Source organism: Mesorhizobium sp. M2E.F.Ca.ET.209.01.1.1, from assembly GCF_004010375.2.
Taxonomy (GTDB): domain Bacteria; phylum Pseudomonadota; class Alphaproteobacteria; order Rhizobiales; family Rhizobiaceae; genus Mesorhizobium.
The window spans coordinates 69741-84478 of record NZ_SADP02000001.1 but is presented as its reverse complement, the minus strand read 5'-3'; the positions used below and the strand labels follow the sequence as shown (position 1 = coordinate 84478).

General features: G+C 63.4%; 11 protein-coding genes. 5 read left to right on the top strand and 6 right to left on the bottom strand.

What is annotated here, in order from left to right; all coding sequences use genetic code 11:
- Position 1: 1 nt before the first annotated feature.
- The 5 genes from EN852_RS00440 to EN852_RS00420 all read right to left on the bottom strand — a co-directional run bounded on the left by EN852_RS00440 (position 2) and on the right by EN852_RS00420 (position 5765).
- Positions 2 to 1906: an ATP-binding protein gene (locus EN852_RS00440; protein WP_127874484.1), complete on the bottom strand. Its 1905-nt coding sequence runs from the start codon at positions 1904 to 1906 to the stop codon at positions 2 to 4.
- 24 nt (positions 1907 to 1930) lie between these two features.
- The gene (locus EN852_RS00435) at positions 1931 to 3079 is read right to left on the bottom strand and encodes a hypothetical protein (protein WP_127874483.1); all 1149 of its coding nucleotides are present in this window, start codon (positions 3077 to 3079) and stop codon (positions 1931 to 1933) included.
- A 136-nt stretch (positions 3080 to 3215) separates the two neighbouring features.
- Positions 3216 to 4304 carry a hypothetical protein gene (locus EN852_RS00430; protein WP_127225865.1) on the bottom strand — a complete coding sequence of 363 codons (1089 nt, stop codon included), beginning with the start codon at positions 4302 to 4304 and terminating at the stop codon, positions 3216 to 3218.
- Positions 4305 to 4636: 332 nt separating this feature from the next.
- On the bottom strand, positions 4637 to 5026 hold the full coding sequence (locus EN852_RS00425; RefSeq protein ID WP_127874482.1) for a cytochrome c family protein: 390 nt from the start codon (positions 5024 to 5026) through the stop codon (positions 4637 to 4639).
- Positions 5027 to 5153: 127 nt separating this feature from the next.
- Positions 5154 to 5765, bottom strand: coding sequence for a thymidine kinase (locus EN852_RS00420; RefSeq protein ID WP_127874481.1), 612 nt, complete (start codon positions 5763 to 5765; stop codon positions 5154 to 5156).
- Between the two features lie 251 nt (positions 5766 to 6016).
- Between EN852_RS00420 and EN852_RS00415 the strand changes: the two genes are divergently transcribed.
- The 5 genes from EN852_RS00415 (at position 6017) to EN852_RS00395 (ending at position 12550) form a co-directional block, all read left to right on the top strand.
- Positions 6017 to 6952 carry a choline ABC transporter substrate-binding protein gene (locus EN852_RS00415; RefSeq protein WP_127864474.1) on the top strand — a complete coding sequence of 312 codons (936 nt, stop codon included), beginning with the start codon at positions 6017 to 6019 and terminating at the stop codon, positions 6950 to 6952.
- Positions 6953 to 7152: 200 nt separating this feature from the next.
- Positions 7153 to 8007: a choline ABC transporter permease subunit gene (choW, locus tag EN852_RS00410; RefSeq protein ID WP_127864475.1), complete on the top strand. Its 855-nt coding sequence runs from the start codon at positions 7153 to 7155 to the stop codon at positions 8005 to 8007.
- Positions 8004 to 9185 carry a choline ABC transporter ATP-binding protein gene (gene choV, locus EN852_RS00405; protein WP_127874480.1) on the top strand — a complete coding sequence of 394 codons (1182 nt, stop codon included), beginning with the start codon at positions 8004 to 8006 and terminating at the stop codon, positions 9183 to 9185. The genes choW and choV overlap by 4 nt, the downstream gene beginning before the upstream one ends.
- A gap of 112 nt (positions 9186 to 9297) precedes the next feature.
- Positions 9298 to 11331, top strand: a complete 2034-nt coding sequence (locus EN852_RS00400; RefSeq protein WP_127874479.1) for an autotransporter outer membrane beta-barrel domain-containing protein — start codon at positions 9298 to 9300, stop codon at positions 11329 to 11331.
- A 181-nt stretch (positions 11332 to 11512) separates the two neighbouring features.
- Positions 11513 to 12550 carry an MBL fold metallo-hydrolase gene (locus EN852_RS00395; RefSeq protein WP_127874918.1) on the top strand — a complete coding sequence of 346 codons (1038 nt, stop codon included), beginning with the start codon at positions 11513 to 11515 and terminating at the stop codon, positions 12548 to 12550.
- 7 nt (positions 12551 to 12557) lie between these two features.
- Here the strand turns inward: EN852_RS00395 and EN852_RS00390 are convergent, their stop codons facing one another.
- Positions 12558 to 14630, bottom strand: coding sequence for a transcriptional regulator (locus tag EN852_RS00390; protein ID WP_246694128.1), 2073 nt, complete (start codon positions 14628 to 14630; stop codon positions 12558 to 12560).
- Between the last annotated feature and the right edge of the window lie 108 nt (positions 14631 to 14738).

Below are 14738 nucleotides of genomic sequence, written 5' to 3'. Positions count from 1 at the left end.
ATCACCACGCCCCCTTCTTCTTCAACTCCTCCATCTCGCGCGCCGCGCGCTCGCGTAGCCTTGCGTCACGCAGCAGCTTTTCCACCGCGGCGTCGTCGGACTTGTCGGAATAGCGGAACTCGGAATCGGCGTAGCGGTTGATCTCCTGCATGACCATGTCCATCGAAAATGGTCCGCGCAGTTCTTCGATCATCGCCTTCTTGTCGTCGTAGCTCTTGTGCATGAAGGCTTCCGGCTTCTCGAACCAGTCGTCCGGCAGCTCGATATCCATGGCGCGCATCTTGATCGCGTCGGTGACGTTCTTGATGGCGCGGCCGGTGAAGCGCGGTTCGGCGTCCTTGATCATGTGCAGGTAGGTGCCGATATCGGCCATGGTCTTGGGCGCGCCATTCTCCTTCATGTAACGCTCGTAGACCTTCATCAGCCCGTCTTCCTGCGGCTTCTCGTGCTCTTCGTAAGCCTCGGCCACCGCGCGCTGGATCTCCTGCGCGGCATAGAGCTCATGCTCGCCCAGCGGGATCTTGTGGTTCTTGCCGGCGAGCAGCACGAAGATGTCGATATAGTCGTCGCGGGTCTGCGGGCCGTCGACCAGCCAGCGGGCGCCGGCGCGCTGGCGCAACGCGTCGTCGACGTTTTCGGGGTAGTTGGAGAACATGCCGAAGGAGCAGTTGCCGCGCACGACCGTCGAGGCGCCGGCGAAGGCGTCCATCAGCACGCCTGTGATTTCCTGCTGGCCGGCCGACGCGCGGTCGTCTGAGCGGCGCGCGGCCACCTGGTCGATGTCGTCGATGGTGCCGAAGCCGATGACGCGCGGATTGAGCACGTTGTTGATGAACTGGCGACAGTTCTGACCTGACTTGCCCTGGTAGGACGAGATCTGGTCGACGCCGAAATTCTCATAGGCGAACGGATAGTCGGCCACCTGGCAATAGCCGTTGACGAGGCCGGCGATCATCTGGATCAGTGTCGTCTTGCCGGTGCCCGGCGCGCCGTCGCCGATGAAGGTGAAGAGGAAACCGCCGAGCTCGACGAAGGGGTTCAACTCACGCTCGAAGTCGTAAGCCATCAGCATCTTGGCCAGCCTGACCGACTGGAATTTGGCGATGTGGTTGCCGACGACCTCTTCCGGTTTCTTGAAGGTCATCACCAGCGGCTTGGAACGCTTGCCGGGCGCGACGTCGAAACCGTCGAGGGTGAAGTCGTCGACATCGATGCGGATATGCGCGTTCTCGAATGGGCCGATGCCGTCGAAGCGGCCTTTGCGCGCGAGCAGCCCGTCGATGGCGACACGGGCGAAAGCGCGCGCCCGTGTCGTCAGGTCGGCGTCATCCTTCGAGCCGGCAATCGCCTTGTCGAGGCCAGCGACGATCGACTTCACCGCGTCCTGCGGCGTGTCGAACAGGAAGTCGGGCTCGGGGATGTCGTTCGGCGCCTCGCCATCGCTGTCGATCAACTGGAACAGGTAGGAGGCGAAGCTGAAGGCGGAAACGTAGGCCGAGGCCGACAACAACTTCTTGAAGGTCGACGCTTCGTCGCCTTCGAGCGGGGCGCGAGCGTTCCTGGCCTGCAGGCTCTCAAGGTCGGAGCCTTCGGCGAAGACGTCCGATATGGAGAGCGCGATCGCCAGGCCGCGCCGGGCGCGGTAGAGCAGTGTGTGCTGCGGGATCGTCATCAACTGGTCGTCGGGGTGGATCGCGGCGACCGTCTTCGACAGCTCGACCTCGCGCGTGCGGCGCACCGAACCGACCGAAACGGTCGAGACGAAGCGGCGGTTGGTGCCTGCAAGCGCGGTGCCGGACTCGCGCGCCGGATCCTCCAGCACGACGATGCGGGTGATGAAGCTCTGCGCGATGGCGCGGTGCTTTTCGATTGCGGCTTCCGAGATCGTGGTCAGGCCGGTGTCCATGAAGGATGCTCCGCGGTTTGACGATCATACATCGCTGATGACCTGTCCGTTGGACAGGATGTGGACCTTGTAGCCGGAAAAGATCTTCTGCGCCTCGCCCGCGGCGTAGAGCGCCTGGTAGGCCTCATGCGGGATCAGCGCGTGGTTCTCGTAGCTCGACACGCCCTGGCGCGCGGCTTCGAGATCGTCGGTGTTGATGAAGAATTCCTGCGTCGTCTTCTCGCTGGAGAACAGCCCCTTGCGGCCGGGCTTCTCGCTCTTGGAAAAGACCTCCTGGATGGTCCAGGTGAGCAGCCAGGCATTCTCCGGCTTGCGCACCTTGGAGAGCACCTCGGCCACGGTCGAATTGTTGTCGGTGATGCCGGCCGAGTAGAAGGGCCCAAGCACGACGCGCCGCAACTGCTTGGGATGCAGCGGCTCGAAATCCTTGTCGAGATTGACCGCGATCGTTGCCGGCGAGAGCGTGTAGGCGGAATTCTTCTCGGTGAAGTCGTCGAAGCGGTGCGCAAGCTCGGGATTGAGCAGGCCGTCGACGGGAAGGGGAATGTCGACACGCTCGTTCAGCTTGCCGGTGCTGTCGTCGACCAGCTGGCGAACCATGCTTTCCGAGGAATCCTCGACCGTCACCATGTAGATCAGCGGCAGGTTGGCGCTGCCGTCGAATGTGGCCCAGTGGACGAGATAATAGGGCCGCATGGTCTTCGGGTTGACCGAAACCTTGGCCGTCTGGGCCAGCGTGAACGGACCGAAGGTCGCCTCGCTCTTGACGTCCTCCAGATAGAGCCGCTCGGCCATCGACTTCTGCAGCGCTTCGGGAAATTCCTTGTGGCGCAGGATGAAGTCGGCCATCTCCTCGCGCAGCTCGCCGGCCTGCGGGATGTTGGCCAGGCGAGCATCGGCCTGCTGGCGGTCGTTTTCCAGTTCGAGCAGGTTCTGGAAGACGGGATAGCCGCTGTCGGCGCGCGATATACGGAAGGTATTCATGAAGCCGAGCCGATTGCGCCAGCAGGCAAAGGATTTGTCCAGTCGCGCGATATATTCCGCGACGATCTTGGCGACGATGCCGTGCCGGTAAAGCGGCGAGCAGTCGTCGCGCATGAACACTTCCAGTCCGCCCAGCGCCGCCGTGATGGCGGAGAAATAGCGTGCCGCCGCGTCGTTCTCAGGTGTCATGGGGCTGCCGTGGAGATGAGATCAGCGGCACCGCCCAAGCAGCTATTCGTGGGATGCCCCACGAATAGCTGCTTGGGTTCCTTTGTTTTTCGCAGGTTCTGACCGCAAAACCGTGGAACACTTTTGCGGAACCTGCTTAGGACTGCACGTAGTTGGCGGAATTGTGCTTCTTCATCACCTCGTCGAAGCGGCGCGCGAAAGCGTCGTCGGCAAGCTTCTTGCGCCGCTGGATGTCGGCTGAAGCCACCATGTTCTTCTCATGCATTTCAAGCAGGTCGCCGATATGCTTCTGCGAGGCGGCGCCGATGCCGGCCATGGTCTCTTCCGCCGTGTTGTCGACCTGGCTACCCAGCGTGTTGATCTTGTGGGCGACGTCCTGCTGGGCGGCGGTCTTAAGCGAATCTTCCAGCGCCTTGTAGAGAACGATGCGCTGCTCGGTGTCGATGGTCAGCTTGTTGATCAGCGTCGACTGCGCGGCGATCTGGTTGTTGAGCGAATCGACGAAGGTCTGGAACATCGAGGTGTAGCGCTCCAGCGTCTGGCTTTCGGCGAGCAGCTCCTGCTCCTTGGCCTGCTTTTCGTTGTACTCGGTCGCCATCTTGGAGCGCTCGCCCTCGAGCTCGGTGCGCTCCTTCTGGGTCGTGGACGCGGCGATCTTATTCTCGATGTCGAGCAGCAGCGGGTTCAATTCCTCGATGCGCTTCTGCACCGCTTCCAGATTGGTCATGGTCACCTTGCGGCGCTCGATCACCTGCGACAGGCTGGTCTCGGAAGTCTTGTAGCGCTGGTCGAGGACCTGTTTCTGCGCCTTCAGGATGCCGACGATGGTATCCGACTTCGCCAAAAGCTCCTGCAGGTTGCCGGCCAAAGACATGTTGCGGACGCGGTCGGTGCGCATGCGCTGCTTGCGCTGCGCCGAAAAGACGCCGACGAAGTTTTCCCAGCCGGTGTAGTTCTTCATGCTCTCGAATTCGGCGCCGAAGACGTTGGTGGCGTCCTCGAGGCCGATGATCAGGTCGGCGATGTTGCCTTCCATGACCTTCTGCTGCTTGAGCACGTCCTCGATGCGGGCGTTCTCGATGTCGAAATTGGCGTCGCCGATCTTCTTGTCGGCCTGGGCAAGCGTGTCGAGCACCGTGCCGGACTGCTCGATCTTGGTGCGCATGTCCTGCACGACCTGCTTGGTCTTGGCAATTTCGGCATCGAAATTCTGCAATGTCGCCATTGGGGCCTCCCGCTTCGGCATCCGTTTCCATGTCGTGGCGGCGAATATATGTGGGGCTTCAAGGGATTGAAAGAAGGAAGACAAGGAGAGACGTCAAAACAAAAGACCCGGTCAGGTCCTTGAAAGACCAGGCAAGCATGCGTAAGGCGCCCAGTAACGCGCGCCGGGTTTAAACAGCTTTAGCTGATATGCCTTAAGCTCTTGTTTTTGCGAACAGCCAAGGTGATGAAACAGCGCCGGCAAATCTGTTGCGGCGGGCGATGACGAAATCAATGGTTCAGCGGCCAGCCTTTCGCGCGACGGTTGGGGGATGCCGGTTTCTTCCGCGCCGATCAGGGCTTCGGATCTGCCTTGAGATAGGCAATCACATTGGCGATGTCGTCATCGCTGGTCAGGCCGGTGAAGGCCATCCTGTTGCCGGGAACCTTCTGCCTGGGCGCCTTGAGATATTCGGTGAGATTGGCTTCGTCCCAGACGAGGCCCGCGGCGCCGGCATCCTTCATGGCTTGCGAATAATGGCCGGCAAAGCTCTCCGCCGAGCCGGCCTTGCGGCCGACGACACCCAGCAGATGCGGACCGACCTTGTCGCGATCCGTCTCCGCCTCGTGGCAGGCGATGCAACGATTGAAGACCTTCTTGCCCAGCGCTGCATCGCCGCCGGCATGCGCGGCAAGGCCGCTGGCAAGCAGGAAAAGCGTGGCGGACGAAATGGCTCGAAGCATGGCGGATTCTCCCGACGGCTCTTGGCTGAGGTCTGAAATAGCTGGCAGGCCTTAACAAAGGCCGCATAAAGCCTGGCAATTGCAAGCGGCTGGCAGCCGGCCACCCGATAACCGGGAACCATCAGGCTCAGCTGTTGGTGAAGCCAATGAAATCGTCGGGGGCAGCCCTGCCCATCTCCTCCTCCCAATGGCGGCGGCAGAGCGAGACATAGACGTCCTTGCCGATAGCGACCTGCTGGCCCTGCTTGGCCACCTTGCCGTCGGAGCCGAGCCTGACCACCATCGTGGCCTTGCGGCCGCAGCGGCAGATGGTACGCACCTCGCGCAGGTCGTCGGCGATGGCGAGCAGCGCGCGCGAGCCGGAAAACAGCTTGCCCTGGAAATCGGTGCGCAGACCGTAGCACATGACCGGGATGTTCAGCCGATCGGCGATGCGCGCGAGCTGCCAGACCTGCTCCTCCTCGAGGAACTGAGCCTCGTCGACGAACACGCAATGCACGGTCGTATGTTCGTGATGCTCGGCGACCCTGGCGAAAAGGTCGTCGCCGTCGCGGAACATCTCGGCCTCGGATTCGAGACCGATGCGCGACGAGATCAGCCCGCTGTCGCCCTTGCGATAGTGGCCGGCGACGAATAGCATCGTCGACATGCCGCGTTCGCGATAATTGTAGGACGCCTGCAAGAGCATCGTCGTCTTGCCGGCGTTCATCGTCGCGTAGTTGAAGTAGAGCTTGGCCATGCCATCCTTCTAAGCTCACATGTCGGCGCTCGGGGAGGGGGGCCGAGGCTCCGTCCACCAAAAACCTCCCTGCAGTCTAAAATCCGATGTCGTTCAAAAACCCGTCATGTCGTTTACTGGCCAGTGCGCGCCGTTCATCGCGACGTTGAACCGCTTGAAACAACTTCAAAATGGTGTTTGGCTGACGAAACAAGGCGGGCGCAAGAACCGTGACTTCGCATCGCCAAAGAAATTGCAATGGGAGAAAGTTCATGTCGCGTATGAAATCTATCGTCGCAGGCGTCGGCCTTGCGGCGCTTCTGACCACGACGGCCGCTTATGCCGGCGATCCGGCGAGCTGCAAGGCGGTTCGCCTGTCCGATGTCGGCTGGACCGACATCCAGGCCACGACGGGGCTGGCCTCGGTGCTGCTCACCGCCCTCGGCTACGAGCCGCAGACGATCCAGCTTTCGGTGCCGGTGACCATGGCTTCGCTGAAGAACAAGGACCTCGACGTCTTCCTCGGCAACTGGATGCCGTCGATGACCAACGACATCAAGGACTACACCGCCGACGGCTCGGTCGAGACGATCAGCACCAACCTGACCGGCGCCGGCTACGGCATCGTCGTGCCGACCTATGTCGCGGATGCCGGCGTCAAGACGCTGACCGATCTCGGCAAGTTCAAGGACAAGTTCAGCGGCAAGATCTACGGCATCGAGGCCGGCAATGACGGCAACCGCATCATCCTCGACATGATCAAGAACCCGAAGGACAATCTCGAGGGCTTCGAACTGGTCGAGTCGTCGGAAGCCGGCATGCTGACGCAGGCCGAGCAGTCGATGAAGAACAATGAGTGGATCGCCTTCCTCGGCTGGACGCCGCATCCGGTGATGGGCGCCATGAAGATCACCTATCTCGACGGCATGGGCGACAGCGGCTTCGGCGCCGCCACCGTCTACACCAACGTGCGCAAGGGCTACACCACCGAATGCCCGAACGCCGGCAAGTTCATCGCCAACCTGAAGTTCAATCTCGACATGGAAGGCGAGATGATGGACGCGATCCTGAAGGGCGGCGATGCCCAGACGGTGGCGAAAGACTGGCTGAAGAAGCATCCCGACGCCGTTGCGCCGTGGATTGCCGGCGTCACCACCTTTGATGGCGGCGACGCGGCTGCCGCCGTCAAGACCGCGCTCGGGAGCTGAGCCGGCTTTGGGTTCGGAATGATCATCCGGAAGAGGGCAGCCAGTAGAAAAGGCTGCCCTTTTTCTTAAAGCGCGTTGCGCTTTAAGTCTCTGTTTTTACGCATGTCATTTTCCCAAACCCGCCGCATACTTTTGGGTACATGCGTTATCTTATGAGAAGGTGACCGTACGGCAAGTGCGGCGCAGCCGAGAGGGGAAAGATGGATCCGATTTCGAAATTCCTGACCGACTACAAAATCCCCATCGGGCCGTGGGGCAAGGCGTTCTTCGGCTTCCTGACCGACAATTTCGACACGATCTTCCGGGCGTTTTCAAACGGGCTGAATTTCATCCTCGACGGGGCGGTGAATCTCCTGCTGATGGTGCCGCCGGTGCTTCTGGCGCTGGTCATCGCGATCGTCGCCTGGCTGCTGCAGCGGTCGCGGCCGCTCGCCATCGGTGTCTTCCTCGGTCTGATCTTCATCATCAACCAGAACCTGTGGAAGCAGACGGTGCAGACGCTGGTGCTGGTTGTCGCTGCCGCGGCCATGGCGATGGCGATCGGCGTGCCGCTCGGCATCTGGGCCGCGCACAAGCCGAAGGTCTACCGCTTCATGCTGCCGGTGCTCGACCTGATGCAGACGCTGCCGACCTTCGTCTACCTGATCCCGGTGCTCACCCTGTTCGGGCTCGGCAACGCGCCCGGTCTCATCGTCACGATCATCTTCGTCATCCCGACGGCAGTCAGGCTCACCCATCTCGGCGTGGTCTCGGTCCCCAAGGCGATCATCGAAGCGGGCGAAGCGTTCGGCGCCACCAAGCGCCAGCTTCTGTGGAAGGTGGAGCTGCCATCGGCGCTGCCGACCATCATGGCGGGCCTGACGCAGTCGATCATGCTGTCGCTGTCGATGGTGGTGTTCGCCGCCCTGATCGGCGCCGGCGGCCTCGGCACGGAAATCAACCGCGCGCTCGGCTCGCGCCGCATCGATCTCGGGCTTGAGGCGGGCCTCGCGATCGTCGTTTTAGCCATCGTGCTCGACCGCATGACCCGCATCGGCGTTGGAGGCAAGAAATGACCGTCGCGGTTGATTTCAAGAACGTAGACATCGTCTTCGGCGCCGATCAGGCCGGTTCGCTGGCGCTGATCGACCAGGGCGCCACCCGGGCCGAGATTCTGGAAAAGACCGGCAATGTGCTGGGTTGCGCCGGCGCCAGCCTCACCGTGCATGAAGGCGAGATCTCGGTGCTGATGGGCCTGTCCGGCTCCGGCAAGTCGACGCTGCTTCGGGCCGTCAACCGGCTGAACGTCGTGTCGCGCGGCCAGGTGCTGGTCAGGGACGGCGACCGCACCGTCGATGTCGTCACCTGCGACGAGGCGACCTTGCGGCGGCTGCGGCAGAAGCAGGTGGCCATGGTGTTCCAGCAGTTCGGGCTGCTGCCCTGGCGCACCGTCGAGGAAAATGTCGGCTTCGGCCTCGAGCTTGCCGGCGTGCCGGAAGCCGAGCGCAAGGCGCGGGTGCAGAAGCAACTGCAGCTCGTCCATCTCGATCAGTGGTCGAAGAAATACGCGCATGAGCTTTCGGGCGGCATGCAGCAGCGCGTCGGCCTAGCGCGCGCCTTCGCCACCGAGGCGCCGATCCTCTTGATGGACGAGCCGTTCTCGGCGCTCGACCCGCTGATCCGCACCAAGCTGCAGGACGAATTGCTACAGCTCCAGGCCGAGCTCAAGAAGACCATCATCTTTGTCAGCCACGACCTCGAGGAGGCGTTGAAGATCGGCAGCCACATCACGATCATGGAAGGCGGCCGCATCGTGCAGACCGGCGCGCCGGAAGACATCGTTCTCAGACCCGCCAATGATTATGTCCGCGACTTCATCGCCAATGTGAATCCGCTGTCGGTGCTGACGGCGTGGAACGTGATGCGCGACCGCCGCGACCTGGAGCAGGGCGAGAATGGCTGGGTGTGGCTCGACCGGCGCAAGACAACGCGCTTCAAGATCGACGAGCATGGCCTGGTGGCTGCGGCCGAACGCGACGGCAAACCGGCGGTGTGGGTGTCCTGTGCCGATGTCGAGCGCCAGCCGGAGGAGGGGGCCCAGGTGTTCTGGGCCAATCCCGGCACACCGCTGAAAACGGTGATGCTCGCCATGCACCGCTCGCAGACGGCGCCGGTGGCGCTGTTCGACGAAGGCTCGCGTTTTGTCGGCGCGATCGGCATCCGGGATGTGCTCAGCGCCGTGTTGAGGCGATAGGCTTCTTTTCGCGGGCACGCCGGATCTCCGGTCCGCGCGCTGCCCGCGGCTTGTCTTTCGCTTCCTTCGGGCGCAGAATCCAGCTGTTGCGTGGCCATGTGCCAGAGGGGTGATGCCGACGTCGCGCGCAGGGGTTCCAGGCGCGATAGCGCTGTCGATTGTCGCCGGCGTCTCGCTTGGAAGCGGCGCGGCGTTCGCCCAAGATTTTGTCATCGGCAATGGCGTCATCGCCGGCCAGCAGACGATGAATGATGCCGGCGACACCGGCATCGTGCAGGCAAACGGAGCGATCGAAACATTCGGCGCCGGCGTCGATGCCGTGCGGATGTTCAATTCGGGTCAGCGGCTGACCAACTACGGACTGATCGCAACATTGGGCGGCGGCGCCGCCAATGTGCATTCGCAAGGGCCCGACGCGACCATCCTCAACAATGGAGCGATCCTGGCGATAGGCGATGGCTCAATCGGCGTCCTGTCGGAGGGCGGCAATGCGCGTATCGTGAACAGCGGCTCGATAGAAACGCTTGGCATCGCCACATACGGCATCATCAGCGATGCCCCGGGCGGGCATGTGGACAACCGCGGCTTTATCGGCGTTTCCGGCACGGCTGCCGCAGGCATAATCGGCGATGGGCCGGACCTGACGGTGGACAACAGCGGATCCATCGAGGCCTATGGGACCGCTGCCGGCGGGATTCTCTGGCAGAGCGATGGGCTGCGACTCGACAATTCCGGGTCGATCGTTGTGTCGGGCCTGGCTTCAGTCGGCATCGGCGCCAGCGGCAATGACATCGCGATCGCCAACAGCGGCACGGTCGATGTCTTCGGGACAGCTTCGACGGGTATCACTACGCTGTTCGGCAACGCCACGATCACCAATTCCGGTTCGGTGATCGTAGAGGGTCTGGGCGGCGTTGGCATTGCGGCCCAGGGCGGCAACTCCGTCATCACCAATTCCGGCCGCGTCTTCAGCGACCAGAGCGTGGCGATCTATTTCGGCGCGCCCGGCGCGGTGCTGAATCTTCTGGGCGGGACGGCCATCCAGGGGCCGATCGTCTTTTCCGGCGGCGGCAACATGGTCACCTTCGGCCCGGGGTTGAATGCCGTCATGAGTTTTTCGGGGAGCGGCCTGCCGCAAACTATCCTCACAGACGGCAGGCCGTTCGTGACGAGCGGCGACAGCGTGGCGGTGGTCGACATCAGCGGGTTTGCGAGCATCGCGCCGCTGCTCGAGGACCTTGTCGACGGCATAGCCGGCGCAGTCGAGGCGCGCATGCCCGCTCCAAGCGACGATTTGCCTGCGCCGCATAAAGGTCCAGACGCCTGGATCGCGACATTCGGCGGGCTACGCTCCGACGGGAGCTCCGGCGCATCGGCCGGGTTCAGCGAGGCGCTGGGCGGCGTGGTCGCCGGCGCTGAAAGGCGCTCGGGCGACGGCTTCCTCGGTGGCTTGTTCCTCGGCGGCGCCGCCGCATCGACCGAGGTCGACGATGACGCGCAGGAGATCGTCCATCGCGGCGCGTTTGCGGGTGGCTATCTCGGCTACGACGCAGGTGCGCATTTCGCCGAGGCGGCATTCGTCGCCGGCGTGCTGCAGGAGCGCAGCCGCCGCCATGTCGCGAACAATCTTGTGCTCGGCGGCATCGAGACGGCGCGGGCCGATTTCAACGGCGTCTTCCTCAGCCCGTCGGTCACGCTCGGCGTGCGGCTGCCGGTGACGGCCGGTACACTGATACCCAGCGTGCGGCTGCGTTACGCCGGGCTGTTCTTCGACGACTACGCCGAGACCGGCTCGGACGGCGATCTTGCGGTCTCGCGGCGTGACGTCAACGTCTTCGAGGCGCGTGGTCAGCTCGCGCTGGCTTTGACACCTGTCAGCACGCCAACGCAGGCTTGGCAAACCACGCTTCGCGCCGGGGCCGACGCGATCGCGCGAAACAGCGATGACGTTTCGGCAACGTTGCTCGGCCAGGACATCTCTTTTCCCGCGAGCGGCAGAAATTTTGTCTTGCGCGGCTTTGCCGGCGCGGACGTCGCGGCGGAGGTGGGCGCGGGCCTGACGCTCAATGCCGGCTTCGAGGCCGGTTACGGGACCGACAACGCCTTCACTGTCCGAGGCCTGGCTCGCCTCAGCAAGGCTTTTTAGGGTTCTGATCGACCAGCCCGTACCGCATTCGAGCGCTGATATCCCGCAGCTGCGGGGAAGGCCGTCTACCGGCATATATATTTTTCGAGATCCATTCTGATTCCAGGAGCATATGCAGTAGAATATTGCTACGGCCGCGAGGGCGATGCCCGGCGGTGAAAATGCAGCGGGGTACGCGACGATGATCTTCCGCCAGCTCTTCGATTCCGTCTCGGGCACCTACTCCTATCTGCTCGCCAGCCGGCGCGGCGGCGAGGCGCTGATCATCGATCCGGTGCTGGAGAAGGTGGATCGCTATCTGCAACTGGTCAATGAGCTGGATTTGAGGCTGGTCAAGGCGGTGGACACGCATCTCCACGCCGACCATATCACCGGCCTCGGCGCGCTGCGCGACAGGACGCATTGCGTGACCGTGATGGGCGAGCAGACCAAGGCCGACGTGGTGTCGATGCGGCTTGCCGACGGCGACAAGCTCGGTATCGAAGGGCTGGCGCTCGACGTCATCTACACGCCCGGCCACACCGACGATTCCTATAGCTTCGTCCTGCCCGACCGGGTCTTCACCGGCGATACGCTGCTCATCCGCGGCACCGGCCGCACCGATTTCCAGAACGGCGATCCGCGCCAGCAATATGAATCGATCTTCGGCCGCCTGCTCAAGCTCCCCGACGAGACGCTGATCTTCCCGGCGCATGACTACAAGGGCGAGACCGTATCGACGATCGGCGAGGAAAAGGCTTTCAATCCGCGCCTGCAGGTGAAGTCGGTCGACGAATATGTGAACATCATGAACAATCTCAATCTGTCCAACCCGAAGATGATGGATGTTGCCGTGCCCGCCAACATGCGCGTCGGATTGCATCAGGACGACATCGCTAGCCGCGGCTGGGCGGTCAGCGCCGAGCAGGCGCTGGCGCTGGTCGGGCGGCCCGACGTGGCGCTGATCGACCTGCGCGAGCAATCCGAACGCGAGCGCCATGGCGTCATTCCCGGCGCGATCCATCTGCCCTATGCGCGGCTGCAGGAGAACATCATGGCCGGCGGCATGCTGCATGAGCTGGCCAAATCGACAGCCAAGCAGTTGCTGTTCTACTGCGCCTTCGGCGAGCGTTCGGCGATGGCGGTGCAAGCAGCGCAGGACGTCGGGATTTCCAGCGCCCGCCACATCCAGGGCGGCATCGACGCCTGGCGGAAGGCCAGCGGCCCGCTCGTGCATTAGCAGTGGCCTAATTCAGCCCGATCAGCTTGGCGCCGTTGCGAAACAGAGCTTCCCCGTCCCGGTCGAAGCGGAAGGTGGCGATGAAATCGTCGGCGCGATAGTTCGGCAAGGTGCTGCGGATCGTGGCGGCGAAGGTCCTCGCCTCGTCCTGCCGGCCAGCCAGCGCCAGGCAATGCGCGGCGATCGCCAGGATGATGACATGGGCGTTTGGCCTCGCGGCCGCCTTCAGCGCCCATTCGGCCGCCGCTTCGAATTCGCCGAGCCGCGCGTGGGCCATGGCGCGTGCGCCCATCATGCCGAACAGCAGCGGATCGAAGGGACTGAGGTGACGCGAATGGTCGGATGAGCCGATCGCCGATTGCGGGTCGCCCGACTGAGAATGGACGAAGGACAGCGCGTAGTGACCAAGCGCGAAATTGGGGCTGAGGTCGACGGCGCTCGCCAGTTCCAGCAGCGCGCCGTCCTGTTCGCCGCGCAGCCACAGCGCTCGGCCCATTGCCCAGTGGGCGGCGGGGTTGCGATCGTCCACCAGCAGGCTCTGGCCGGCGCTTTCGAAGGCAAGCGCTGTCTCGCGATCGCGGTCGCCCCAGCGTTGGAACGCGTTCTGCCAGTGGGTGAAGGACATGCCGGCATAGGCGCGCGCGAAAGTGGGATCGAGCTTCAGCGCCTCGCCGAAGAAATGCTGCGCCAGCTCGTTTTCCTGGCGGGTGAAGCGATACATGTGCCAGAGGCCGCGATGGTAGGCCTCCCAGGCGTTGAGCGAATTGGGCGCCTTCAGCAATGCGCGGTTGCGCTCCACCGTCGCGATCTCCGCGGCGATGGAGGAAACGATGCTGTTGCCGATATCCTCGATGACGATGAAGATGTCGTCGGGCTTGTGCTCGAACGTCTCGGCCCAAACGATCCTTGCCGTGCGCACCTCGACAAGCTCGACCGACACGACGAAACGGCCCGGCAGGCTCCGCGCCGAGCCTGTCGCGACATAATCGACATTCAGCCTGCGCCCGGCGTCTTCCGGCGCGACGTTCTTTTCGGCGAGCGCGAAGACCGAGCCGCGGGCGATGACGAAGAAATCGCGAAGCTTGGCAAGCCGCGTGATGATGTCATGCGTGAGGCCGTCGGCAAGCCCGCCACGGAAGCCGCCGGTGCCGGCGCTCTCCGCAAAAGGCATCACGGCGAGCGAAGCTCGGCGTGTCGCCGCGGATTCGGGCTCGATCGCGGCGACTGGCGATACCGGGAACGGGGAAGCAGGCTCGGATCTGGTGCCTGGCGTTGCCCTGGCGTTGCGGGCTCTTATCTCCTGCCAGGCCTCGCGCAACGGCGTGAAATCCAGATCTTCCGAACGAAACAGCTCCGCTGCTGTCGCAATGTGCTCCTCGCCGGCGCCGAATTGCCCGCGGTGGGCCAGATTTTCCAGCAGCGCCACATGCGCGCGCCCGTCGAACGGCGCGAGCTCCAACCATTTGTCGATACAGGCGCCGGCCTCATCGGCTCCGGGCGGGAGAAGGCCGATGATGTGCTCCAGGACCGCGACATGGCATGCGCTGAAACGGCGGCGCTGCGCCGTCAGCCAGCTGCCGAAATGCGGGCTGCGATCGACCTCCAGCCCGTCGAGAAAGTCGCCGGCGAACAATTCCGCAAGCGTCCGCAGGCGGTCGAGGCCAAGCGTCTCGATCCCTTCCGCTATCGCGGCAGCAGCCTCGATCGCATCGACGCTCGTATCGCCGAGGCGAAGCGCCACAGTGTCGCCTTCGGTTTCGATGCGGTGCAGGCCCGGTTCGTCGAGCGCGGCACGCAGCTTGCTCAGGCACCAGCGCAGCTCGCCGCGCGGGTCGTTGGGGACGTCCCATAGAAGCTCGCAGAGCCGGCTGCGGCTGACGGGGTGGGGGGCCAGCGCCAGATAGGCGAGCAGCGCGCGTAATTTGCGGGATGAGGGCAGCGCGACCGGAACGTCGTCGCGGATAATCGCGAGCGGTCCGAGCAACCGGATCGACAGGCCGGCGGCATCGCCTTTCAGGGCCGGCCGAACGGATTCCACGTCCGTTTCCACGCTCGCTCCCACGCTGACGAGTTGGTCCATGTTCTATCACCAAACACGACAGGGCGCATCCGGCGGCGAATTTTCGAGTCGGATGCGGCCTTTGCCGATTTGCCGGCAAGTCACATGCAAATAACGCGGCAAGGTGTC

Excerpts from the sequence above, each read along its gene's own strand:
- EN852_RS00390 (WP_246694128.1), bottom strand. The coding sequence starts at position 14,630 with ATGGACCAACTCGTCAGCGTGGGAGCGAGCGTGGAAACGGACGTGGAA.
- choV (WP_127874480.1), top strand. The coding sequence starts at position 8,004 with ATGACCGTCGCGGTTGATTTCAAGAACGTAGACATCGTCTTCGGCGCC.
- choW (WP_127864475.1), top strand. The coding sequence starts at position 7,153 with ATGGATCCGATTTCGAAATTCCTGACCGACTACAAAATCCCCATCGGG.
- EN852_RS00395 (WP_127874918.1), top strand. The coding sequence starts at position 11,513 with ATGATCTTCCGCCAGCTCTTCGATTCCGTCTCGGGCACCTACTCCTAT.
- EN852_RS00420 (WP_127874481.1), bottom strand. The coding sequence starts at position 5,765 with ATGGCCAAGCTCTACTTCAACTACGCGACGATGAACGCCGGCAAGACG.
- EN852_RS00440 (WP_127874484.1), bottom strand. The coding sequence starts at position 1,906 with ATGGACACCGGCCTGACCACGATCTCGGAAGCCGCAATCGAAAAGCAC.
- EN852_RS00415 (WP_127864474.1), top strand. The coding sequence starts at position 6,017 with ATGTCGCGTATGAAATCTATCGTCGCAGGCGTCGGCCTTGCGGCGCTT.
- EN852_RS00400 (WP_127874479.1), top strand. The coding sequence starts at position 9,298 with ATGCCGACGTCGCGCGCAGGGGTTCCAGGCGCGATAGCGCTGTCGATT.
- EN852_RS00430 (WP_127225865.1), bottom strand. The coding sequence starts at position 4,304 with ATGGCGACATTGCAGAATTTCGATGCCGAAATTGCCAAGACCAAGCAG.
- EN852_RS00425 (WP_127874482.1), bottom strand. The coding sequence starts at position 5,026 with ATGCTTCGAGCCATTTCGTCCGCCACGCTTTTCCTGCTTGCCAGCGGC.
- EN852_RS00435 (WP_127874483.1), bottom strand. The coding sequence starts at position 3,079 with ATGACACCTGAGAACGACGCGGCGGCACGCTATTTCTCCGCCATCACG.